Origin of the sequence: Nonomuraea sp. NPDC049758 (assembly GCF_040674635.1) — a bacterium.
Taxonomy (GTDB): domain Bacteria; phylum Actinomycetota; class Actinomycetes; order Streptosporangiales; family Streptosporangiaceae; genus Nonomuraea.
This window is the reverse complement of sequence record NZ_JBFAMZ010000008.1, coordinates 243,074-265,440: the sequence shown is the minus strand read 5'-3', so window position 1 is coordinate 265,440 and position 22,367 is coordinate 243,074. Positions and strand designations below refer to the sequence as shown.

The window sequence follows — 22,367 nt, the reverse complement described above, 5'->3', positions numbered from 1 at the left end:
TCCGAAAGGCCGGTCTCACCCCGGCGCGGGCACGCCGGCGACCGGGGCCGGCTCCCCATGGACGGGCAGCAGGCGGGCCAGCAGGGCCGTGGCCAGCGCGGCGATCAGCGCGGCCTCCAGCATGCGCTCCAGGATGATCATATGGATCAGCCACGGCAGCGCCGTCCGCAAGGGCAGCCACACCAGCTCCAGCGCGAGGGCGTAGAGCACCGCCGCGGCCAGCCCCGTCAGCATGCCCTTCGCGACCGGCGACGTCCCGGACAACCCGGCCACGCAGGCCGCCAGGGCGGCGCCGGCGGCGGCTCCGGTCGCGATGACGCCCGACAACGCGGTGCCGGAGCTCTGGAAGACGTAGCCGTTGACCGTGCCCGACACCATCCCCGCGACCAGCGCCGCGGCGGCCGCGCAGCCCACCGCCAGGGCGAGGCGGCCGGTGCGCCGGGGCGCGGGCGGGCGGCGTTCGCCGAGGGTGACGAAACGTACCGCCATGGGGGCCAGCATGAGCAGGACGACGGCGAGCAGCAGGAGGACGCCCGCCGACAGGCGGGAGTCCAGCATGATCTGCGCACTGATCAGGACCTGCGCCAGCGGGTCGGAAACAGCGGGATATTTCTGGACGTGGGCGATGATGATGTCGGCCTGGACGTCGTAGAACCCCCGCGCGACCAGCGTCACGACCACCGCGATCAGCAGCAGCGGCCCGAGCGCCGACCGCAGCCCGTGCACCCGCGGCGCCCACATCCGCGCCACCCACCGCACCCACACCCCCAGCAGCAGGCCCGCCACCGCCAGCACCACCAGCCCGGCGAGCTGCACCGACACGGGGAACGGCGCCAGCGCATGGTCGGTCATCCTGCTCGGGGCCAGCACCCAGCCGCCCGCCAGCCCCACGGCCAGGCCCAGCGGGACGTGCACGGCGTCGCCGCGCGCCCCCACGGCCCGCAACGCCCGCAACCCCAGCGCGACGGCCAGCAGCAGGGCGAACACCTCCGCCGGCCACGGCAGCGTGTTGGTGCGTCCCTGCGCGGTCAGCGACGTGGCCGGATCCATGGTCAGGGAGAAACAGCCGCCCAACGCCAGCGGGAAGACGAAACCCTGGCGTACCAGCGGCTCCTCGTCCTCCAGCGCGGCCCGCCGGACGGCGAGATGCGGATGGGTGCGCACCCGCAGCGACACCGGCCACCGGCGCGGCGCCGGCGCCTGTTCGAACACGCGGCGCAGCGGCGTCGCGTCCCGCTCCCACGACAACACGCGGGCGTCGGCCATCAGCTCACGCGACTGCAGCACCACCGAACGGGTCAGCCACGACAACACCGCCAGCCCGGCGATCTGGGCGGCGAACAACCACGACAGCGCCGCGCGCGCCCCGAACGGCATCAGCTCCGACCGCAGGAACGGCGCCTGCCCCGACACCACCCCGTTCACGGCGGCGAGCAGGCCCGGCACGAGGATCACCGCGGCGTAGGACCGCCACATCGCCAGCGTGACCGCCGTGATGGTCAGGTCCCTGTTGCGCACGTGCGCCAGCTCGTGCAGCACCACCGCCCGGAACAGCGGCCGGTCGCGCTCGAACGACATCCAGGTGCCCCGGCTGATCACCACGTACCGGCGCCCGGCCCGGCCGAAGGCCAGCCCGGCCACCGCGGGGTCGAGCACGTCGAGCAGGAAGACGACCCGGCGGCCGCCGAGTACCTCCGCCGCCATCCGCCGCAACTCCTCGCCGACCTCGCCGCCGACCGGACGCAGCCGCCGGCGGCGGATCCGCCAGGCCGGGCCGAACCAGTACTGCAGCCCGGTGAGCAGGACGAGCGTCGCGAAACAGAGCAACACGCCGAGCCGGAGATCCTGGTGAGCCCCGCGGCTCATCACGTGGCACGCGGGATCGTCCAGGCCCTTCAGCGCCGCGAGCTGGCACGCCTCCCTGACCTTCGCCGGGACCTCCGCCCCCTGCACCGACAGCAGGTCGAAGATCCCCGGCCGGTAGATCGCGGTCGTCGCGAACGCCAGGCTGATCAGCAGGACGAACGCGGACGTGGTGGCCGACGGGAGACGGCCTCTCATGACGGGTTACGGGCCAGCTCGCTCACCACCGCGTCGGCCAGCGCGTCGGCCTGCGCCTGCGACATGCCCATCCGGCGCGCCTTGTGGTAGGCGACCTTGCGGATCTCCGTCAGCCGGGCCGGCGGCAACGGCGCCGGGCCCGCCGGCTGCGCCTCGGGCAGCTCCCGCGGACGGCGGCGCAACCGGCCGATCAGCCGGCCGGTCCACGAGCCGACGTCCTTGCCCACGTCCGCGAGCACCGTGGTCACGACGCCGGAGACGATCGCCGTCACCAGCAGCTCGTCCACCCCCGGCAACCCGAAGCCGAGCGGATCCCGATGCGACCTCGGCCTGGTCCTGCCGCCGAGCGCGTCCCAGGTCTGGTCGAACAGCGGTAGTTCGGCGGGAGCGATCCTGGTCACGACCCGGCGGCTGAGATCCTTGGCGAACACATCGGACACTAGACCTCCAACAGGAGAATTCCGTTGCCTGAAATATAGGCAGCTCCGAGGCCGGATGTCCTTGGATGCCGGATGTCCTTGGATACTGACGGCCCGGCCCGGCTTCCGCCGCATTTCCTCCGCGTTCCTCCGTGGCCCGTCCGATGACCAGGGCCCTGGTCAGGGCGCTTTTCTGGCTCTTGGGCAGCCTCTGGATCCAGAAGGGCCGGCCTCTGGGGCTGGAGGGAACCGGCGTCCTGCTCGCCGTTGCGGCGTGGGCCCAGGGCGTGTCCGGCCTTCAGGTCGGCCGCGATGGGCGCGGTTCCGTGGCAGGTCACGCTCGCGGCCTGCGACAACTTCAGCCCGCGTGCAGTGCGGGCCATGGCGGGTGTGTGGGACGCCGCACCGCCCAGGCGATGGCAGCCGGCCCGCTTCCTGGCCGCCGGCCGGGCGATGCGGTGCGTGCTCGCCCGTCACACCCCACGGCACAGGGCGAACGGCGGGGTCTATGCGACGCCGGTCTGAGCGCGGACCATCCGCGCGTACCATCCGTGCCGGTCGCCGAGCAGGTCGAGGCGATCTCCGTGTTCCGCTACCCGGCCCTCGTCCAGGGCCACGACGGTGTCGAAGGACTCGAGGACGCCGAACCTGTGGGTGATCATCACCGTCGTCCGTCCCGCCCGCTCGGCCAGGATCGCCTCGACGACCTCCAGTTCGGTCATCGGATCGAGCGCGGAGGTGGCCTCGTCGAGAACCAGCACTGACGCGCCGGCCAGGAGCGCGCGGGCCAGGGCGATGCGCTGTCGTTCGCCGCCGGACAGCAGCGCCCCCCGCTCTCCCACCAGCGAGTCGTAGCCGTCCGGGAGTGCCATGATCCGCTCGTGGACGCGGGTGAGCCGGCAGGCGCGCATGAGATCGTCCGCGGTGGCGTCGGGGGCGGCGTATCGGAGGTTGTCGGCGATCGACCCCTGGAAGAGGAAGGGCTCCTGCGTGGCGATGCAAACCTGTCCGGGCGACGGACGGGTGATCTTCACCCCGTCGATCCGGACCCAGCCCTCGGTGGGCGTGTGCAGGCCGGCCAGCAGGTGGCCGAGTGTCGTCTTGCCCGAGCCGCTCGGGCCGACGACCAGCGTGGTGGATCCGGCCGGGAGGGCGAGACTCACAGCGTCCAACGCCGGACGGCCCCGCTCCTCTGCGGCGTACCGGAACGTGGCCCCATGGACGGCGAGCGCGCCGGGCCCGGGAGCGGGGTCCGGCCGTGCATCAGGTCCGGGCTCCAGCTCGGGCTCCATGTCGAGGTAGTCGAAGACCCGCTCGAAGGCTCCCTGGGCGGAGCGGAACTCGGTGGAGATGTGCAGGAGTTGCCAAAGGGGCTGGTAGAGCCTGGCCTGCAGCACGGTGAAGGCCACCAGTGTGCCTGGGGTGATCCCGTCGGACAGGCCCGCCGCCACGAACACCAGATAGGGGGTCAACACGAAGAAGACGTGTCCCGCGCTCAGCACCCCTTGGGCCACCAGTCCGGAGCGTACTCCGAGCCGGATCAGCCGCCGGCTTTCCGTGGCGAATCGGCCGGCCTCGTCCGCGCTTCTGCCGTGGACCCTGGCCAGGATGACGGCGCCCAGGCTCAGCCGCTCCGCCACGATGGCCGACAGTTGCGCGCGAGAGTGCTGGCTGACCTCCGACAGGTTCCTGAGCGCCCGCCCGGAGCGGGAGGCCACCCAGACGACGATGGGCGCGAGAATCAGGGCGGCACCCGCGAGCTGGGGGGACAGTGCCACCATCGCGCCGGCGGCGGCCACGAATCCGATGACGCCGGACAGCGTGCTGGGCAGGGTGTCCTTGACGGCGTTCTCGATCTGAGCGGTGTCGTTGGCCAGCCGCGACTGGATCTCACCGCCTGGTGTCGCGGCGAAGAAGGCCAGCGGCATGCGCTGGAGACGGCCGAACAGTTCCACGCGCAGCGCGTGCACCACTTGCTGCGCGACGCGGGCCGACACCCACGACTGGCCGAGGTCCACCACACCCACCGCGCAGGCGGTGGCCGCCGCCAGGCCGGCGATCAGCGCGAGCAGCGGCAGGTCGGGACCGCCCGCGCCGAACAGCGCCCGGTCGAAGACCAGCTGGGTCAGCAACGGGACGGCGGCGTTCAGTGCGGAGTAGGCCACGACGAGCAGGACGACGAAGCAGATGGCGAGCCGGTGCGGCATGAACAGCCGCACGACCCTGCGCCAGGTTCCGGGGGCGGGAGGCTTCTCCCGAGCGAAGAGGGGACGATCGTGCACGGGCCGGGCCTGTCCTTGTCTGCATCGAACGTCTGGTGACCGAGCGTCTGGTGGATCGAGCGTCTGGTAGATCGAGCGTCTGCTGATCGAACCGCTGATGATCGAACAGAGCCCCGCCCGCCCGTGTCCGGGCGGGCGGGTTCGACTGTCAGTTGTCGGTGCAGCCGAAGTGCTTGATGCAGTTGGTCAGCCGGAGCGCCTCGTTGGCGCCGGGCTCGAGCTCCTGGAGCGCCTGCAGGTCCTCGACGTCGAAGGACATGGTCGTCACCTCCTTGTGAATGCCGGGGCCGCCTGTGGCGCGGCCGTCTGTCATCGCCGTCCCGCTGCGGGAACGGCGAGCCTGGGGGCCTCCTCCGGCATCCACAACCGGGCGGACCGGTCGCGCAGTCGGATGAGGAAGGCGACGATCCCCGCCGTACCGGCGAGAAAGGTCGGCGGGAAGTCTCCCTGGGGTCCGGGGACGAGGAGGCGGCCGCGACGATCGGCCGCACGGATCTCCAGGCAGCCGGCCAGATCTCGCGCCCACCGCCGGTAGTGGTCGTCACCGGTGTAATCGGCCATGTCGAGCAGGAATTCACCGTCGCCGGGCAGCCCGTGGCACGGCACCGGCCCTGACTGCCATCGAGTACGGTGCACGGCCGCCGCGGCCTTGCGCGCCAGGTCCAGCGCGGGCGGGTCGCCGGTGGCACGCCAGTACCGCACGAGGAAGGAGCCGATCCCGGAGGAGCCGCTGCACCAGTGCGGCCGGCGCGGGCGCACCGTGGACAGGTCGCCGCGCTGCGTCGGCCACCAGGCGGTGTCGCCGTCCACTTCGGCGTGTTCGTAGAGGGCGCGGGCGATCTCGTGGACGGTCGCCGTCCAGTCAGGCCGGTGGAGGGCCCGGCCCGCGTGGAGCAGCGCGGTCCCGATGCCGGCGATGCCGTGCGCGAAACCGAAGTGGTTGGCCCCGGCCAGGCCCGAGTCGAACGTCTGCGGCGTCGGCCACTGCGGGTGGCCGTCGCCGTACGACCGCGCCTGATGCAGGTTCTGGAAAACCTCGGCGGCCCGGTCCCGGAGCGGGAGATCTCCCGAGGCCAGGGCGATGTGCAGGAGCGCCATGCCGCATCCGGCCAGTCCGTGCGTCACGTCGGAGCCGGGGTGGTCGGTCGGCAGTTGCCGCGCCGTCCGTACCGCGAACCGTGCCAGCTCGGCGTCGCCCGTGGCCGTCGCCGCGTCGTACAGCGCCCACACGGCGCCGGAGCGCCCGAAGTGCAGGCCGGGCGGCCAGACGTCCTCGGCCGCCAGCCGCCGCCTCAACCAGCGGGCGAGTTCGGCAGCCGCCCTCGCGTGCGGTTCGGCCCGCGTCAGGACGCCGAGGATTCCCGCCGCGCCGCCGTTGACCGAGCACGGATCGGCTTCGATGCCGTCGGCGGCGTCGGGCCACGGCGACGGGGCGTCCTCGCTCGTGTCCATCGTCTCCACCAGGTGCGCGATCCCGTCGTCGATCAGGCGGCCGATCCGCTGCGGCGGCCGGGACCGGTGGTGGGGGGCGGCCCGCTCCGGGGCGGGAGCGGTGAGGAAGCGGAGGCAGCTGTCCAGCGACCAGCGCCGCTCCGGTTCTGTCGCCAGCAGGCTCTCCACGAGCGGTCGCAGCAGGGCGAGCGTGGGGTTGGCCGCGGCAACCGCTGCCACCCTGGCCGCCTGGCAGGGGCCCGGCGGGTCCAGGTGGGCGCCGACCGCCAGGAAGTACGCCATCGCGCCGAGGCTGTAGAGGTCGGCGCTCGCGTGCGGGGCGGGCCGGAACTCCCCCGTGTGGCCCGCCAGCTCCGGGGCGAGGTAGCCCGGAGTCCCGCCCACCATGACGGTGGTGCCCGGCACGGCCGCGTGTTCCAGGTCGATGAGCCGTAGTTCACCGCCGGGCGAGAGCATCACGTTGTTCGGCGACAGGTCGCCGAACACGTAGCCTCGGCCGTGCAGCGCCTTCAGCAACGTGGCCAGGCGGCTGATGATGGGCAGGACCTGCGCCGGCGCGCTGCCGAAGCCGTCCTCGCCCAGTGGCCCGGCATTCTCGTCCGACCAGCGTTGCAGCGTGATCCCCGGCACGAACTCCTCGACGAGGAAGGTGTGGCCGCCCTGCTCGAAGAAGTCCACCACGGCCGGTGTGATCCCGGCCGTGGCGAGGGCTTCCAGGCAGGAACGTTCGGCCGCGATCCGATCTCGCGCGTCGCGGCCGCTCAGATCGGCGCAGGCGTGCGGACGCCCCTCCTTGACGACGACGTCGTGGCCGGTGGTGGTGTCCTCGGCGAGGTAGACGCCGCCGCGGTTGGCATGCCGTACGGCGGTACGGACGATGAACCGGTCATTGAGCATCACCGCGGCCGCCCGCGGGCGCCGGCTCGCCTCCGGGACCTCGAACGGGCAGGTCGCGAACGGCGGCGGGGAGAAGCTGGGCCGCCGTTCGTCGGGAACGAGCCTGCCCTGCGGCGAACGCAGCCGAATCTCGTAGAACCCGTCGTTGCCGAGCACGCGGTGCCCGCTGAAGGCGCCGTAGCGGTAGTGGACGATCCCGCCCGCCCGGTACGGACGGTCGGAAAGGATCACCGGACCGGGAAGTCCGCGGGTGGCGTCATCGAGCAGGGCGGCCAGGCGTACCGACTCGGCGTCGTCGAGGGGATAGACGGTGATGAACTTCCCGGCCTGCGCCCGGCTGCAGTGCGGCTCAAGGAGTTTCCAGTAGTCGTTCAGCCGGGCGGGGAACTTGAAGGCGCAACGGGCCTCGGCGAGTACTCGCGAGACGCGGGCGAGCGCCAGCGGGGCGGAGAGCATCGTCGCGGAGACGTGCAGCTTCCATCCCTGGTCGGGCATCGGATAGGTGTCGGGGGTGACCTTGCACCAGAGGTCGTCCTCGACGATCGACCAGTCCCGTGCGCCCGCGCGCCCGAGTTCGGCGGTCACGATGTCGCGCAGAATGGCCGGGTCTTCTGAATGCATGCCCACGTGACCCGCTTCCACCGTCGCCGCCTGCCTGCGGAACCGAGGGTCGCGAAGCGCTCTTGCAGATGAATGGGAAATGAATTGAATGCGAGGTGAGAGCTCGTCTCCCGGCCGGAGGAGAGCGCCACTTCCTGTACCGGTCGCATTTAGCTGAGATGCCGGGGTTGCGCCTTCGCGTTCGACCGCCATCCCATTTTCCGATTTTGCGGTTTTGGAGCGCCCGATTTAAACGCTCAAACCTTTTCCCGTGGTTCTCACGCAGTTCTCCTGGCGCTCAGACTTCATCATGTCATGTGTGACATGTTATTGCCCGTGTGTGGCGCGAGGCCGCACGCCCGATCATCAAAGGGGAAATCGTTGAAGCAGATCGTCAAGCGTGGAGCCGCAGTACTCGCCGCAGGGGCGGCGGCCGCGGGGGCGCTGGCGTCGAGCAGCCCGGCATCCGCCGCCACGACTACGACCACCTGCAGTGACAGCGTCCTGATCTCGGGCCTCTCCACCAAGGCCTGCGTGGATCTCACCGGCACCCAGGCACGGTTCTACGGCACCGTCGGCGCGCCCGGCATCGCGGAGCCTGGACCCGGCGGAGTCATCACCCCACAGCGCGCAGAGGTGGAGGTGTCCGGCCAAGTCGCCGGTGGCCTGTTCCTGGGCTCCCGGCGGCAGTCGGTGAGCATCTGGAACAACACCGTGACCGTTGAGGGCGCCACCGCGACCGTCCCCTGCGGATCGACGGTTCGCGCCGAGGTCAAGCTGTCCCAGGGGCCCGTGGGTCCCGGCGGGCCCAGCTTCTACGGCCCTGCCTCCGTCACGGTGGACGCGCCGGTCGGCTGCTGAAACAGATGGATCGACGGTGGGCGCGGAACAGCCGTTCCGCGCCCATGTGCGCATGTCCCCGGGCAGCGCTGAGGTCGTGGCGCTGGAAGGGCAGGTGTTTGCCCGCCACCGACACCGTGTCGCCGCTGCGGGACAGCGCGAGGACCGCGCCTCCCGGCATGGCGAGAGGCGGGCCGGCAGGCCGGCGGTGTCCCACAGTTGGACGACGACTCCATCCGTGCCGACGCCGAGTGGCGTGCGCTTTCGCCCGAGGCGGGCTGGAGGCGCCGGCCGACGAGGTACGCTCGGGCCGCCCGCCGTCGATCAGTCTGGATGAGCCACCTGATCTGCGACAACCACGGCACACACAAGACCCCGGCAAGCAGGGGAGCGCTGGTTCGGCTACCTGTCCGACCAGCTCATCCGCCGAGGAGATCCTCAAATCCCTCGCTGAATATTGCCGACGAATTTCCGGCGGATGACACTAGTCGCCGTGGAGCCCGTCGGGGTCGCAGTAGTCGATCTCGTTCGTCGGCTTGAAGTCGGCCACGATGATCTCGCGCCGGAACGGGCCGCCGCTCTCCATCTCCTCGGCGGACGCCTCGAAGGTGAAGCGCTGCATGGGCCGCAGCAGCCTGCCCGCGATGACCACCGGCCTGCGCACCGAATAGATGGCGGGGAACGGGCAGCAGTAGTAGCTCCCGAGCGGCTTGCCCGCCGCGTCGAGGGCGTAGGCGATGGCGCCGTCCCGGAAGGCGGCGTCGATCTGCGCCTGGATGTGCAGCGTGGCGGCCGGGTCGGGGTCGTACTCCCACATCTCCTTGACGGCCTGCCGGGCCTTGGGGTCGGCCTGCCAGTAGTCCCGCCGCTGCGGGTCGGTCAGGCACCAGGGGTCGAGGTCGCGCAGGTTCGCCTCAAGGGACCGGTACGTCGCCGCGGGCCTGGTGACGGTGCTCTGGTAGGTGGCGATGTGCCTGGGCATGGCGATGAGCTGGCCCACGTGGTAGTAGAGCTCCAGGGACCGCTGCAGCCGTTGCTCGATCGCCTCGTGCAGGCTCGGCTGCGGATCGGCCTTGAGCAGCCCCTCGGCGTAGTCGGCGGCGGTGGCCGCCTCGGCCACGAGCTGGCGCAGCCGCTGCAGGTCGGCCTGGTGGTCGTGGTCGTCGGCGACGGTCTGCTCGAACACGCCGAAGGCCACCTCCGCGTGCCGGCGGATCGCGCGCGTGGCGGCCAGCATGCCGTGCAGATGGGGCAGCGGGCACGGGTCCGCCTCGGCCCATTCGGGCAGGTCGGCGGGCAGCTGGAGCTCTGTCTCGACCAGATAGCGGGTGTTGCCGGCCGCCTGCCGGGCGCGCGACACCCAGCCTTCCACCTGCGCGAAGCAGGCGGCCACCTGCCGGCTGGTGACCGGCGGCACGTAGCCCGCGGTGCGCGGGTCGGCGCTGTAGTCGGAGTCCAGGAGCTGCTCGCCGATGGTCTGCAGCACGAACGCGTTCCAGGTGCACAGCAGCTGCCCGGAGGCGGACTGCGGGCCGTGCCAGAGGTTGACGCCGTCCTGGACCAGGCGTAACCGCAGCTCCTCGGCACGCTCCAGCTCGGTGTAGACCAGGCCCCCGGCCCGCCGGTACGCCTCCAGCTCGTCCGCGCGCACCTCGCCCTTGTACGCCGCGACCATCCGCGTCATCAGCGTCGGCCGCCCCGGATCATTGGCCATCATGTACGTCCCCGTCCTCTTCCCCCGTGACAATTGGTGATCCGTACCCTAAGCCGCCATCCCCTCGGCGGGCCATCCATGGCGGGCTCCGGAATCAGCCCGCGCGGCACGGAGGTGACGCCCTACGATCGGGGGATGGCCGTCCCCGAGCTGATCCGCATCGTGACGCGTTCGTCTCCCATGGCGCTCGCGCAGGTAGAGCGCGTACGGCGGGAGCTGACCGACCGGCATCCCGGCATCCGCACCGAGGTCGTCCCGGTCACCACGTCCGGCGACCGGTGGCAGGGGGCGCTGTCGGCGCTGGGCGGCAAGGGCGCCTTCACCAAAGAGGTCGACGAGGCGCTCCTGGCCGGCCAGGCCGACCTGGCGGTCCACTGCATGAAGGACGTGCCCGCCGACCGCCCGCTGCCGGCCGGCACGGTGTTCGCGGCCTTCCTCAAGCGTGACGACCTGCGCGACGCGCTCGTGCACCCCGGCGGCCTGAAGCTGGACGCGCTGCCCGAGGGCACCCGGATCGGCACGTCGTCGGTGCGGCGCGTGGCCCAGCTCGCCGCGTCCCACCCGCAGCTGCGCTGCGTGCCGATGCGCGGCAACGCCAACCGGCGCCTGGAGAAGCTGGACGCGGGCGAGGCCGACGCGCTGCTGCTGGCGGTGGCCGGGCTGGAGCGCATCGGCCGGCCGGAACGGATCACCGAGGCGCTGTCGCTGGAGACGATGTGCCCGCCGATCGGCGCGGGCGTGCTGGCCCTGCAGTGCCGGGAGGACGATCCGGCGACCGTCGACGCGGTCGCCGGTCTGGGGCATGCCGACACGTGGCGGGAGATCACGGCCGAGCGCATGCTGCTGCACGTGCTCCAGGGCCACTGCAACTCGCCCATCGCCGGTTACGCCCGCGCCGAGCGCGACGGCCGGCTGTCGTTGCGCGCCCGGGTATTCTCCCCCGACGGCAAGCGCGTGCTCGACGCGCACGAGTGGGCCGGCCCGCTCGATCCCGCGACGCTCGGCACCTCCGTCGCGGTCGCGCTGCTCCGCCAGGGTGCCCGGGAACTGATCGACACCATTCCCCACTGACGGCGGGCCGCCTATGTCGTGGCGGCCGCCACCTCGTCCTGGTCGCGGAGGGGCTCGTCGCCGTGCAGCAGCCACTCCAGCGTGGCGGGGGTGGCGTCGAAGTGCCCGGCGTGCCCGGCGTCGGGCTGGACGGTGAGGGTGGCGGCGGGGATGCGGGCGGCGAGCCAGCGGGCGTGCGCGACCGGCACGACCCCGTCCAGCTCGCCGTGCCACAGCCGGACCGGAACGGTGATGGCGGCCGGGTCCACCCCCCAGGGCCTGCCGAAGAGGGCGATGACGTCGTCGGCCCAGCCGCCGAGCCCGGGACGGACCGCCTCGGCGTAGGCGGCCGCCAACATGGCGCTGACCTCGGGCCGCGTCAGGACGGCGGCCTCGAACGGCGGCAACTGCGGCGGCCCGGACGAGTCCGCCCCCAGGTGGGCGATCATGGCCTGGCGATCCTGGAGCGCGACGGCGGCGCTGCGCCGGTTGCCCTCCATCATCCCGGCCGTCCAGTCCAGCCCCTCGGCGTCGCGCGGGGCCAGCGCGGCCAGCGAGGCGACCCGGACGGCCCGGCCGGGGTGGCGGGCGGCGAACGCCAGCGCGTGCGGCCCGCCGCCGGAGACCCCGTACACGGCGAACTCGTCGAGGCCGAGCGCGTCGGCCACGGCGGCGACGTCGTCCGCGCCGTCCACGACGCGCCGCCCGGGCAGCGGCGTCGAGCCGCCGACGCCGGGACGGTCGAAGGTGATCAGCCGGATGCCGAGCCTGGTGTACAAGGAGTCGTCAGGGTGGCGGGCCAGGCGTCCCACGGGGGTGCCGTGCAGGTAGAAGACGGGTGTCCCGTCGGGGACGCCCCACTGCTCCACGGCAAGGGCGCGGCCGTCTCGCGTGATCACGGTGTGCACTCCGCCACGGTAGCCATCAGGGACACCTGCGCACCGTAGGTTTCATTTCCGGCGAAACAGACGAATCGCCAGCCGGGTCAGCGGGGTGCGGGCAAGGGGGCGTCCGGGGGGAAGTGCTTGCGGGCCCACCCGGCTTCCGCGAGGGAATGGCGGTTTTCCGCAGGAAAAGCGGGAGGGACTTCGCCATGGTCGCCGAAGGCGGGTGATCCATAGCGTTGGGCGGGTGCTCAGAGACATCGTCGCCGTGTTCTGCCTCGCCCTGCCGCTCGCGGCCGGCCCGGCCGCGCCCCAGGACCTCGCGCCCTCGTCGGTGGACGCCTTCGTCACGAGGTACCGCGAGGCGACCGGGCTCCCGGGGGTCGCGGTCGCGATCACCAAGGGCAGGCAGGTCGTCCACGCCGCCGGGTACGGCCGGACCGCCTCCGGCGAGCCGGTGACGACGGACACGCCCATGGCCGTGGCGTCGGTCAGCAAGTCCTTCACCTCGCTCGCCGTCCTGCAACTGGTGGAGAAAGGCCAGGTCGAGCTGGACAGGCCGGTGCGCGGTTACCTGCCCGAGTTCACCATGGCCGATCCCAGGGCCGCCCGGATCACCGTGCGGCAGTTGCTCAACCAGACCTCCGGCATGGCCGACTCGGCCTTCCGCGAGAAGAGCCTGCCCCAGCCCCGCACGCTCGAAGGCGCCGTGGCCCGGCTGAGGACGGCCCGGCTCGCCGCGGAGCCGGGCACCGCCTTCAGCTACCACAACACCAACTACCAGGTCGCCGCGCGGCTGGTCGAGGTGGTGAGCGGGCAGCCGTTCGCGGCGTACCTGCACGAGAACGTCTTCACGCCCCTCGGCATGCGCGACAGCCGGACGGTCGACACCGACCGCGACCTGCCCGGCAGCGCCCGCGGCCATGTGGTCGTGCTCGGCCGGGCCGTCGCCGTGCCGGAGCCGCCCGGGTTCGGCAACGGCTCGGGCGGGATCCTCAGCACCGCCGACGACATGGCCCGATGGCTGATCGCGCAGAACGACGGCATCCTCTCCCCGCGAAGCGTCAAGGAGATGCGCACGCCGTCCGAGCAGGACGGGGAGTACGCCCTCGGCTGGGAGATCGGCGAGACCGCGCGCGGCACCCCCGTCGTCCGGCACGACGGCGACCTGTTCACCTCCACGGCAGCCCAGCTGCTGATGCCGGAGCTGGGGTACGGCGTCGCGGTCATGGCGAACACCGGGACGGCCTTCGGCGACGCCGGGGCCCTCATGGACGGCCTGGTCGCCCTGATCGAGGGAGGCACACCCGAGATCCCCTCCGCGCCGCCCTACCTCGTCACCGACATCCTGTTCGTCCTGCTGACCCTCGCAACCGTCGGGCTGGCCGTGCGGGGCGTGGCCCGCTCCCGGCGCTGGGCCGTCGTGTGCGGGGGGTGGCGGCGGTTGCGGCTGCTGCCACAGCTGGCCCCGCTCGCGTTGTGCGTCATGATCGTCCCGATCATGCGGGTGCTCCTGCGGGGTGGCGACATCATGTGGATCCAGGTGGTCTATCTGTATCCGACGTTCATGATCTGGTTGGTGACGGCCGCGGTCGCGGGCACGGCGGTGACGGCCGCACGGCTGCTCGCCGCGGCCCGTACGGGCAGGTTGAAGTGAGAGGGCGAGAAGTCATGGACGTGTACGAGGCCGTGGACAGCCGCCGGGCGGTGCGGGCGTTCAGCGACGAGCCGGTCCCCAAGGAGGTGCTCGAACGCGTGCTGACCGCCGCGACGCGGGCCCCGTCGAGCGGGAACCTTCAGCCGTGGCGGCTGTACGTCGTGGCCGGAGAGCCGCTGGCCGAGCTGAAACGGCGGGCGACGGCCAGGGCGCTGGCGGGGGACCCGGGTGACGAGCGGGAGTACCCGATGTACCCGGCCGAGCTGACCTCGCCGTACCTGGACCGGTTCGCCGCCGCGGCCGACCAGCGGTACAGGGCGCTGGGGATCGAGCGCGACGCCCCTGACCGGCCGCGGCGGATCGCCGCCTTGAACTCGGCGGCGTTCGGGGCGCCGGTCGTCCTGTTCTGCTACCTCGACCGGGCGATGGGCCCCGGGCAGTGGGCGGACGCGGGGATGTACCTGCAGACGGTCATGTTGTTGCTGAGGGCGGAAGGGGTGCACAGCTGCCCCCAGGTGATGTGGACGATGTACCGCGAGACCGTCAGCAGGACCGTCGGCGCCCATGACGGGCTTGTCCTGCTCTGTGGGGTCGCGGTGGGCTTCGAGAGGGAGGACGTGCCGCGGCTGCGTACCGGGCGGGCCGACCTGGCCGAGACGGTGAGCTTCGTCGGAGTGTGACGGCAGGCGGTCAGGCTCGGCGGGCGCGGGCGGCGAGGCGGCCTGCGACGGCGAGGACGAGGTCGCGCAGCTCATCGGGACGCTCGATGACGAACGGGCGGTCGAGCGCGGCGAGCACGGCGGGCAGCCAGTCGAGCCGTTCGGCCCGCAGTTCGACCCGCCACCAGCACTCGCCCGCCGGCCCGGCCACCCCGGCGGGCTCCTCAGCGGGGTCGTCAGCGGTGTCGAGGGCGGGCTCGTCGGTGATCTCCTCCACCGTGGCGACGGCGGCGGGCAGGCGGGTGCGGATCTGCTCGGCCGTCCCGTGGATCCGCAGGGTCACCTCGTGCCGGTAGGACGCGGTGGCGAACTCCGACAGGACGCGCTGCGCCGGATCCGGCGCAGCGCGTCCGGCCGGCGCCTCGAACGAGCCGGGCAGGGCGCGGGCGTCCGCGACGCGGTCGAGGCGGAAGGTCCGGTCCTCGCCGAGGCCGGGGTCCTCGCCGGTGACGTACCAGCGGCCCGCGTGGCTGACGATCCCGTACGGGTGCAGCGTGCGCTCACTGCGCCGGCCGGTGCGGTCGGCGTACCGGATCGAGACGGGCCGGCGGTGGCGTACGGCGTCGGCGATCGTGAGCAGGACGGCGGCGTCCGGGCCGGCGGGCCTGCCGGGCGGGCCGGTGAAGGCGAGGGATTCCATGAGCGCGTCGAGTCTGCGGACGAGCCGTTCCGGCAGCACCCGGCGGATCTTCGCGGCCGCCGTCTCGCTCGCCGTGTCGCCGGCGTCGCCCGCCGCACGCCGGTTGGCGATCAGGCCGAGCAGCACGGCCAGCGCCTCGTCGTCGTCGAGCATGAGCGGCGGCAGGCGGTAGCCGCGGGCGAGACGATAGCCGCCGTAACGGCCGCGCACCGACTCGACCGGCAGCCCGAGGTCGACGAGCTGACCGACGTACCGCCGCACGGTACGGCCGTCCACGCCGAGCCGGTCGGCCAGTTCGGCCATCGTCCGGACGCCGCCCGACTGCAACAACTCCAGGAGCGTGAGCACACGACCGGTGGGTGGCGACATGAATACGAGCCTATGGTGAATAGTGGACCGGATCCGTCCAGTATCAGTCGTACCGTGCAGGTGCCAAGAGCTGCACGAACACTGAAGGAACGTCATGAACTTCGTATCGATCCGCATCATCACCGATGACGTCGCCCGCCTCGCCGGGTTCTACGAGCAGGCCACCGGGATCCCGGCGACCTGGTCCACCGAGGACTTCGCCGAGATCAGGACCGGCACCGCCACGCTGGCGATCGCGGGCACCCGGACCGTCCCGCTGTTCGCCCCGGGCTCCTCCCGCCCGGCCGACAACCACAGCGTGATCGTCGAGTTCCTGGTGGACGACGTGGACCGCGTGTACGAGAACCTGACCGGCTTCGTCACCGACTTCGTCAACGAGCCCACCACGATGCCCTGGGGCAACCGGTCGTTGCTGTTCCGCGACCCCGACGGCAATCTCGTCAACTTCTTCACCCCGGTCACCCCGGCCGCCGTGGCGAGATCCGCCCGCTGATCAGCGAGCGGGGAGGCGGGGTCAGGCGGCGGGGGTGCGGCGGCGGGACTGCCAGGACAGGTGGGCGTCGCGGACCTTGGTCCACAGGGCCTCGCGTTCGGCGCCGTTGACGTCGTCGAGGCGCAGCCCGAACACCTCCTCCAGGGCCCCGAACCACTCCCGCCGGGTGGACAGCTCCCGCTCGGTCCTGCCGTCCGCGCCGATCCGGCGCAGCATGCAGCCCACCAGGCAGTCGGCGCCCGTCGCGTCGCGCCGCAGCACGACGGCGGCCCGCACCAGCCGGGACTCGGGCGACGTGCACAGGTACGGATGCCACTCCACGAAGTCCCCGGGCTCGGCGGGGGCCCGCTCGACGTCCAGCCCGGCGATCGACCCGCGCGGGTCGTGGTCGAACCGCCAGCCGCCGGGCTCCACGTCCGAGGCGGACAGCCGGAACTCGAACGGCCCCTGCCGGTACGTCCCCGCCCGCAGCGGCAGCGGCTCGTGCAGCCCGTCGCCGAGCCCGATGTCCACCAGCCAGTCCTGCCCGTCGAGGGCGACGGTGAGCGCGAGGTGCGGCGCGAACGACGCCGGCGAGGCGGGCGCCCGGACGGCGGCCTGCACCCCGGCCCGATGCCAGGTGACGTCGTAGCCGAGCGCGGTCAGCAGCGTGGCGAACGCCCCGTTGAGCTGCACGCAGTAGCCGCCGCGCCCGCGCAGCACCCGCTCGACCGACTCGCGCGGGTCCACGGTGATCCGCCGGCCGAGCTGAACCTCCAAGGTCTCGTACGGCACCCGCTCCACGTGCGCGCGGTGCAGGGCGCGCAGCGCCGGGAGCGACGGCTCGCCGGGGTCGCCGACGTCCAGCCGGTCGAGGTAGGCGTTCAGGTCACGGTCACGAGTTCGCCGCATGGGCCCTCCCTTCGGTCGCCGCGTCCATCGTGGTCCGCCGCGCGGCCGTCCCGCACCTCGCGGATTGCTCCTCAGGTGACGCTGCGGGGCGGGGATCGGACGGCGGGCGGACGTACCGCGCAATCCACGAGATGCGGCGGCGCGCGTCTGCGACCGACGATGACCACGATGACGCTGCCCTGAGCGGTTCACCGGGAGGAGACGACCAGATGCGCAACCAGACTGTCGCACCGGAGCGGGTGAGCACCCGATGGGAGGATCACCTGCCCGACCTGCTGGACAAGCTGGGATTGCCGGCCGAAGGGGCGATCCAGGTGGGCGCGCACCGGGGCCAGGAGGTGGAGGCGCTCACCAGGTGCGGGTTCCGCCGCCTGGTCATGATGGAGCCCAACGGCGACCACCTGCCCGCGCTGCGCGAGCAGCTCCGGCTGCACCACCTGGCCGCCGGGCTGCCCGAGCCCGAGCACGGCCACCCGGCCCGCGAGGTCGTGGCGGCGTGCGCCGGCCGGGAACGCGGCCAGGCCACGCTCAACGTCACCCCCTACGACAAGCAGTCCAGCATGCTGCCGCCGCTGCTGCCCATGGCCGTCGTCCGGCAGGACGTCGTCCCGGTGATCCCCGTCAGCGAGGTGCAGCACGGCTGCAACGTGCTGGTGGTGGACGCCCAGGGCGCCGAACTGGAGGTGCTGGCCGGGACCGACCTGAGCCGGCTGCGGCTCGCCGTCATCGAGGGCAGCGTGACGGCCCGCTACAGCGGCGGCTCGACCCTCGACAGCATCGCCGAGCACATGACGGCGCACGGCTGGCGCGAGGTGGCCGCCTGGCCGCACCAGCGTCCCGGCGTCGTGGACGTCGCCTGGCTGGCCCCCTGGCCCACCCCGTTCTGATGGACCGGCCGTCGGACGGGGGCCTGGCGTGCGAGCGCCGCGGGGCGGTGGCCGTCCTGCGGCTCGACCGGCCCCGCGTGCGCAACGCGCTCGGGTCCGGGCTGGTCGCGGCGCTCGGCTCCGCGCTGGCCGAGCTGGACGACGACCCCGGGGTGCGCGCCGCCGTGCTGACGGGCGCGCCGCCGGGGTTCTGCGCGGGTTCGGACCTGAAGGAGCTGTCCGGGATGACGCGTGAGGGCATGGTGCGGCACGAGGCCGACACCGGGCGCATGGCCAGGGCCGTCCAGCATCTCGGCATCCCCGTGGTGGCCGCCGTCGAGGGCTTCGCGCTCGGCGGCGGCTTCCTGCTGGCCACCGGCTGCGACGTGGTGGTCACCGCCGAGGACGCCCGCTGGCACCTGCCGGAGGTGCGGCTCGGCTGGGTGCCGCCCTGGGGCATCCAGAGCCTGGCCGCCCGGGTCGGGCCGGTCGCCGCGCGGCGGCTGGTCTGGGGCGACCGCCCGCTGACCGGCCGCGAGCTGCACGGGATCGGCGGCGCCGACGAGCTGACCGCGCCGGGGCAGGCGCTGGCGTGCGCGCTGGAGGTGGCGGCGGGGCTCGCCGCGCTGCCCCCGCACGCCGTCGCCTCCGCCAAGCGGGCGCTGACCGACGCGGTGAGCGGGCCCGCCGAGACGCTCGACGCGCGCACGGCCTGGATGTTCGGCGCCGACTGCGCCTCCGCCACGGCCCGCGAGAGCCTGGCCCGCTTCGGAGCCCGCCCATGACGGCCCCGGACCAGGCCCCGGACCAGGGCCCGGACCAGGCCCCGGACCAGGGCCCGGAGCTGGTCGCGGGCGGACGGACAGGGAAGGTGTGCGGGGCGGCCGAGGCCGTCGCGCTCATCGAGGACCACCAGGCCGTCGCCAGCACCGGCGTCATCGGCTGGCTCACCCCCGACGCCCTGCTGGCCGCGCTCGGCGAGCGCTTCGCCGCCACCGGCGCCCCGCGCGAGCTGACCTTCTACTTCCCCTGCGCCACCGGGGACGCCGTCGGCATCGGCGGCATGGACCACGTGGCCAGGAAGGGCCTGATGCGCCGCATCGTGTCCGCCTCGTTCATCAACCCCCGCCACCCGGTGACCGGCGCCCGCCCCGCCCTGACCGAGCTGATCCAGAACGACCTCGTCGAGGCGTACAGCTGGCCGATGGGCGCGGCCATGCACTGGCTGCGCGAGGTGGCCCGGCGCGGCCCCGGCTACCTGACCCGCGTCGGCCTCGGCACGTACGCCGACCCCCGGCACGGCGGCGGCAGGTTCACCCGCCTGGCCCAGGAGGACCTGGTGGAGCTGGTGGAGCTGGGCGGCGAGGAGTACCTGTTCTACCCGTCCTGGCCGCTGCACGCCGGACTGGTCCGGGCGAGCGCCGCCGACCCCGACGGGAACCTGTCCTTCGAGGACCAGCCGCTGTTCTCCAGCGCGCTGGCGATCGCCCTCGCGGTGAAGGCGTGCGGCGGCACCGTGATCGCGCAGGTGTCGCGGATCGTGCCCGCCGGCTCGTCGCCCGCGCGGGAGATGCGCGTGCCCGGGGCGCTCGTCGACCGGGTCGTCGTGGTTCCGGACGCGCCCATGACCACCGGCGTGCGGCACGACCCCGGCTATCTCCGGCACGTGCCCGACGCCGTCGCGCGGGTGCCGCGGCTGCCGTCCGGCCCGGACAAGGTGATCGCCCGCCGGGTCGCCAGGGAGGTCAGGCCGGGGGAGACCTCGATCTTCGGGTTCGGCGCCTCCTCCGACGCCGTCCTGGCCATGGCCGAGGACGGCCTGCTGGACGACGGCCGCCTGGACGAGCACCTGTTCACCACCGAGCACGGCTCCTTCGGCGGCATCGTGATGAGCGGCTGGCAGTTCTCGGCGAACTACTCGCCGCGGGCGCTGCTCGACGGGCCCTCGCAGTTCGACTTCATCGACGGCGGCGGCTGCCCGTTCGCCGCGCTCGCCTTCGCCCAGATCGACGCCGAGGGCAACGTGAACGTCAGCCGGTTCGGCGCGGCCAACCCCGGCGCCGGCGGGTTCGTGGACATCGCGCACAACGCCATGCGGCTGGTCTTCGCCGGCACGCTGACCACCGACGGCCTCCGGGTGAGCTGCGCCGACGGCGGGCTGCGGATCCTGGCCGAAGGGCGGGTGCGCAAGCTGGTGCCGCGGGCCGGTCACGTCACGTACCGGCTGGGGGAGGGCGTGCGGCGCGGGCAGTGGGCCCGCGTCGTCACCGAGCGGGCCGTCTTCGACGTCACCGCCGGCGGCCTGGAGCTGGTGGAGCTCGCGCCCGGCGTGGACCTGCGCCGCGACGTGCTCGACCAGATCGGCTTCCCGGTCCGCGTCTCGCCGTCGCTCGTCCCCATGGACCCGGCCCTCTTCCGCCCCTGACCGTCGGCGGGTGCAAGGCCGGGCCGGGGCCGGGGGGCGGGTGCCCGGCTGTGGGCCGCCGCCCCTCGTGTTCACGCCGCCCGCCTCGCGCCGGACGGCAGTGAGCGGATTTCCGCGGTGAGCCGGTCCATGGCCGTGTGCAGCAGCGCGTCCGACAGGTACGGCGCCGGCCCGAGCCGCAGGTACTCGCCCCGGCTGTCGGCCTGCACCCCCCGCGCCGCCAGCCCCGCCCGCAGCCGCCCCGCGTACGGCGAGCGCAGCGCCAGGAACCCGCCGAACTCCTCGGGCCCGGCGTCCAGGTCCCGGCTGACCACGTGCGCGGGCGCGCCGATCTCGTCGAAGCGCGCCGCCAGCAGCCCGCGCTGCCGCAGCGACACCGCCCGCAGCACCTGCGGCGTCAGCCCCTGCGCGGCGAAGAAGTCGAACACCCGGGCCGCCCGGTAGTGGCTCACCGGGTCGTAGGTCGCCCCCGCGAACCGGGCCGCCCCCGCCGGGTAGCCGACCCGGCCGCCGGCCCGCGGGTCCTCGGCCAGCTCGGCGAACTCCGAGTACCACCCGGTCACCACCGGCCGCAGCCGGTCGGCGTGCGCCGGCAGCCGCAGCACGCAGTTGCCCTCCCCGAGCTGCAGGTACTTGTACCCGCCCGCCACCACCCACGCCGAGTCCAGGCCCGCCGTCGAGAACGGCACCACGCCCAGCGCGTGGTAGGCGTCCACCAGCAGCTCGGCACCCCGCAGGCGGCAGGCGGCGGCGAGCGCGTCCAGCTCCGGCACGATCCTGGCCGTCTCGAACAGCACCGCCGAGACCAGCACGGCGGCCGTGCGCCCGTCGGCCGCGTCCGCCAGCCGCGCGGCCAGCGTGCCCACCGGCTCCGGCGGGACGACGACCACCTCCACCCCCTCCTCGGCCAGCCGGGCGAGCTGGCGCCGCAGCGTGTGGAACTCGCCGCCGGAGGTGACCAGCCGGGGCCGCCCGCGCAGGTCCAGCGCCGACAGGAAGCGCAGCACCAGCTCGTGCGTGCTGGACCCGAGGGCCAGCTCGGCGTACGGGTCGCCGAGGAAGAGCCGGAACCCCTCCCTGACCCGGTCGGCCTTCTTGAACGCGGCGGCCCACTTGTCGTCCACGTCCCTGGCGGCGTCGTCGAACGCCTCGATCTGCCCGGCCAGCGCCACGTCGGGCCAGGCCTGGTGGGAGTGGCCGGTGAGCAGCAGCCGGTCCGCCGCGCGGAAGGCCGAGTAGTGCGGCGCCAGGCGTCCCGAGATGTCGTTCATGCCATGCTCCTGACCGCCCACAGGTCGGGGAACGACGGCGTCAGCGAGGCCCGCAGGTACGCCCCGCCGCTGGAGCCGCCGGTGCCCGGCCGGGCGCCGATGGTGCGCTCGACCATCTTCAGGTGCCGGTACCGCCACTCCTGGAGGCATTCGTCCAGGTCCACCAGCCGCTCGCAGAGCTGGGCCGCGCCGGTGTCGTCCCGGTAGACCCGCAGCAGCAGGTCCTGGACCGATTCCGACGGCTCCAGCGGCAGCCGTACGTCACGGTGCAGCCGGTCCTGCGGCACCTCGTAGCCGCGCAGGTACAGGTACGTCAGCAGCGAGTCGTACAGCGTGGGCCTGGCCATCGCCGCCTCGATCCGGGCGCGGGCCGGGGTGCCCTCGGCCTGGCCGAGCAGCATGCGCTCGTCGCGCCGGCCCAGCACCGCCTCGATCTCGCGGAACTGCGCCGACTGGAAGCCGCTGCTGGTGCCCAGCTTGCCGCGGAAGGCGGCGAACTGGAACGGCGTCATCGTCTCCATGACGTCCATCTGGGAGACCGCCAGCCGCATCAGCTTCAAGGACCGGTGCAAAGTCCGCATGGCGTGCGCGGTGAATCCGCCGGCGAGTTCGAGTTGCAGCTCGGCGAATTCGTGCAGCAATTGTTTGAACCACAGCTCGTACACCTGGTGGACGATGATGAACAGGGTCTCGTCATGGCTCTCGGAAACCGGTCGCTGCGCCGTGAGGATCTCCTCCAGCGCCAGGTAGGACGAGTACGTCAGGACGGTGTCTTCTCTCATGGCCCCAACGATGCGCGCCCCGGGGAACGGACGACAGGGCATTCCCGGGCAGCTA

At 73.0% G+C, this 22,367-nt stretch carries 19 protein-coding genes; 9 read left to right on the top strand and 10 right to left on the bottom strand.

Features of this window, described 5'->3' with window-relative positions; translation table 11 throughout:
- Window positions 1–15: 15 nt before the first annotated feature.
- Window positions 16–2,061, bottom strand: a complete 2,046-nt coding sequence (locus tag AB0J46_RS23090; RefSeq protein WP_364335190.1) for a M48 family metalloprotease — start codon at window positions 2,059–2,061, stop codon at window positions 16–18.
- Entirely contained in the window at window positions 2,058–2,501 is a 444-nt protein-coding gene (locus AB0J46_RS23085; protein ID WP_358295504.1) for a hypothetical protein, read from the bottom strand. The genes AB0J46_RS23090 and AB0J46_RS23085 overlap by 4 nt, the downstream gene beginning before the upstream one ends.
- Before the next feature lie 291 nt (window positions 2,502–2,792).
- Here AB0J46_RS23085 and AB0J46_RS23080 point away from each other — a divergent pair, with 291 nt between their 5' ends.
- Window positions 2,793–3,005, top strand: coding sequence for a hypothetical protein (locus tag AB0J46_RS23080; RefSeq protein ID WP_364335188.1), 213 nt, complete (start codon window positions 2,793–2,795; stop codon window positions 3,003–3,005).
- On the opposite strand, the gene AB0J46_RS23075 is transcribed toward AB0J46_RS23080, so the two are convergent.
- Complete coding sequence (locus AB0J46_RS23075) at window positions 2,987–4,762, bottom strand: ABC transporter ATP-binding protein (RefSeq protein WP_364335186.1); 1,776 nt, start codon at window positions 4,760–4,762, stop codon at window positions 2,987–2,989. The genes AB0J46_RS23080 and AB0J46_RS23075 overlap by 19 nt on opposite strands.
- Before the next feature lie 309 nt (window positions 4,763–5,071).
- The gene (lanL, locus tag AB0J46_RS23070) at window positions 5,072–7,732 is read right to left on the bottom strand and encodes a class IV lanthionine synthetase LanL (protein WP_364335185.1); all 2,661 of its coding nucleotides are present in this window, start codon (window positions 7,730–7,732) and stop codon (window positions 5,072–5,074) included.
- Between the two features lie 360 nt (window positions 7,733–8,092).
- Between lanL and AB0J46_RS23065 the strand changes: the two genes are divergently transcribed.
- On the top strand, window positions 8,093–8,572 hold the full coding sequence (locus AB0J46_RS23065; protein ID WP_364335183.1) for a hypothetical protein: 480 nt from the start codon (window positions 8,093–8,095) through the stop codon (window positions 8,570–8,572).
- A gap of 463 nt (window positions 8,573–9,035) precedes the next feature.
- On the opposite strand, the gene AB0J46_RS23060 is transcribed toward AB0J46_RS23065, so the two are convergent.
- A complete protein-coding gene (locus AB0J46_RS23060; protein ID WP_364335181.1) occupies window positions 9,036–10,268 on the bottom strand; it encodes a hypothetical protein in 1,233 nt (410 codons plus the stop codon).
- A gap of 132 nt (window positions 10,269–10,400) precedes the next feature.
- Between AB0J46_RS23060 and hemC the strand changes: the two genes are divergently transcribed.
- Window positions 10,401–11,336, top strand: coding sequence for a hydroxymethylbilane synthase (hemC, locus tag AB0J46_RS23055; protein ID WP_364335179.1), 936 nt, complete (start codon window positions 10,401–10,403; stop codon window positions 11,334–11,336).
- Window positions 11,337–11,347: 11 nt separating this feature from the next.
- Here hemC and AB0J46_RS23050 read toward each other — a convergent pair whose 3' ends face one another.
- The gene (locus AB0J46_RS23050) at window positions 11,348–12,214 is read right to left on the bottom strand and encodes an alpha/beta hydrolase (protein ID WP_364335177.1); all 867 of its coding nucleotides are present in this window, start codon (window positions 12,212–12,214) and stop codon (window positions 11,348–11,350) included.
- Window positions 12,215–12,446: 232 nt separating this feature from the next.
- Between AB0J46_RS23050 and AB0J46_RS23045 the strand changes: the two genes are divergently transcribed.
- A complete protein-coding gene (locus tag AB0J46_RS23045; RefSeq protein WP_364335175.1) occupies window positions 12,447–13,856 on the top strand; it encodes a serine hydrolase domain-containing protein in 1,410 nt (469 codons plus the stop codon).
- Between the two features lie 14 nt (window positions 13,857–13,870).
- Complete coding sequence (locus AB0J46_RS23040) at window positions 13,871–14,536, top strand: nitroreductase (RefSeq protein ID WP_364335173.1); 666 nt, start codon at window positions 13,871–13,873, stop codon at window positions 14,534–14,536.
- Window positions 14,537–14,546: 10 nt separating this feature from the next.
- Here AB0J46_RS23040 and AB0J46_RS23035 read toward each other — a convergent pair whose 3' ends face one another.
- The gene (locus AB0J46_RS23035) at window positions 14,547–15,584 is read right to left on the bottom strand and encodes a YafY family protein (protein ID WP_364335171.1); all 1,038 of its coding nucleotides are present in this window, start codon (window positions 15,582–15,584) and stop codon (window positions 14,547–14,549) included.
- A gap of 94 nt (window positions 15,585–15,678) precedes the next feature.
- Here AB0J46_RS23035 and AB0J46_RS23030 point away from each other — a divergent pair, with 94 nt between their 5' ends.
- The gene (locus AB0J46_RS23030) at window positions 15,679–16,077 is read left to right on the top strand and encodes a VOC family protein (protein WP_364335169.1); all 399 of its coding nucleotides are present in this window, start codon (window positions 15,679–15,681) and stop codon (window positions 16,075–16,077) included.
- A 21-nt stretch (window positions 16,078–16,098) separates the two neighbouring features.
- Here the strand turns inward: AB0J46_RS23030 and AB0J46_RS23025 are convergent, their stop codons facing one another.
- The gene (locus tag AB0J46_RS23025; protein ID WP_364335167.1) at window positions 16,099–16,968 is read right to left on the bottom strand and encodes an arylamine N-acetyltransferase; all 870 of its coding nucleotides are present in this window, start codon (window positions 16,966–16,968) and stop codon (window positions 16,099–16,101) included.
- A gap of 209 nt (window positions 16,969–17,177) precedes the next feature.
- Between AB0J46_RS23025 and AB0J46_RS23020 the strand changes: the two genes are divergently transcribed.
- From AB0J46_RS23020 to AB0J46_RS23010, 3 genes are read left to right on the top strand one after another with little or no spacing between them, the layout of a single operon-like run.
- Window positions 17,178–17,855: an FkbM family methyltransferase gene (locus AB0J46_RS23020; protein WP_364335165.1), complete on the top strand. Its 678-nt coding sequence runs from the start codon at window positions 17,178–17,180 to the stop codon at window positions 17,853–17,855.
- Window positions 17,855–18,619, top strand: a complete 765-nt coding sequence (locus AB0J46_RS23015) for an enoyl-CoA hydratase/isomerase family protein (protein ID WP_364335163.1) — start codon at window positions 17,855–17,857, stop codon at window positions 18,617–18,619. Before AB0J46_RS23020 ends, AB0J46_RS23015 begins: the two co-directional genes overlap by 1 nt.
- Window positions 18,616–20,259 (top strand): CoA-transferase, encoded by a 1,644-nt coding sequence (locus AB0J46_RS23010; protein WP_364335161.1) that lies wholly within the window; start codon window positions 18,616–18,618, stop codon window positions 20,257–20,259. Before AB0J46_RS23015 ends, AB0J46_RS23010 begins: the two co-directional genes overlap by 4 nt.
- A 71-nt stretch (window positions 20,260–20,330) precedes the next feature.
- On the opposite strand, the gene AB0J46_RS23005 is transcribed toward AB0J46_RS23010, so the two are convergent.
- Together AB0J46_RS23005 and AB0J46_RS23000 are read right to left on the bottom strand one after the other, a co-directional pair.
- The gene (locus AB0J46_RS23005; protein ID WP_364335159.1) at window positions 20,331–21,530 is read right to left on the bottom strand and encodes a kynureninase; all 1,200 of its coding nucleotides are present in this window, start codon (window positions 21,528–21,530) and stop codon (window positions 20,331–20,333) included.
- Complete coding sequence (locus AB0J46_RS23000) at window positions 21,527–22,312, bottom strand: tryptophan 2,3-dioxygenase family protein (RefSeq protein ID WP_364335157.1); 786 nt, start codon at window positions 22,310–22,312, stop codon at window positions 21,527–21,529. The genes AB0J46_RS23005 and AB0J46_RS23000 overlap by 4 nt, the downstream gene beginning before the upstream one ends.
- Window positions 22,313–22,367: the final 55 nt, after the last annotated feature.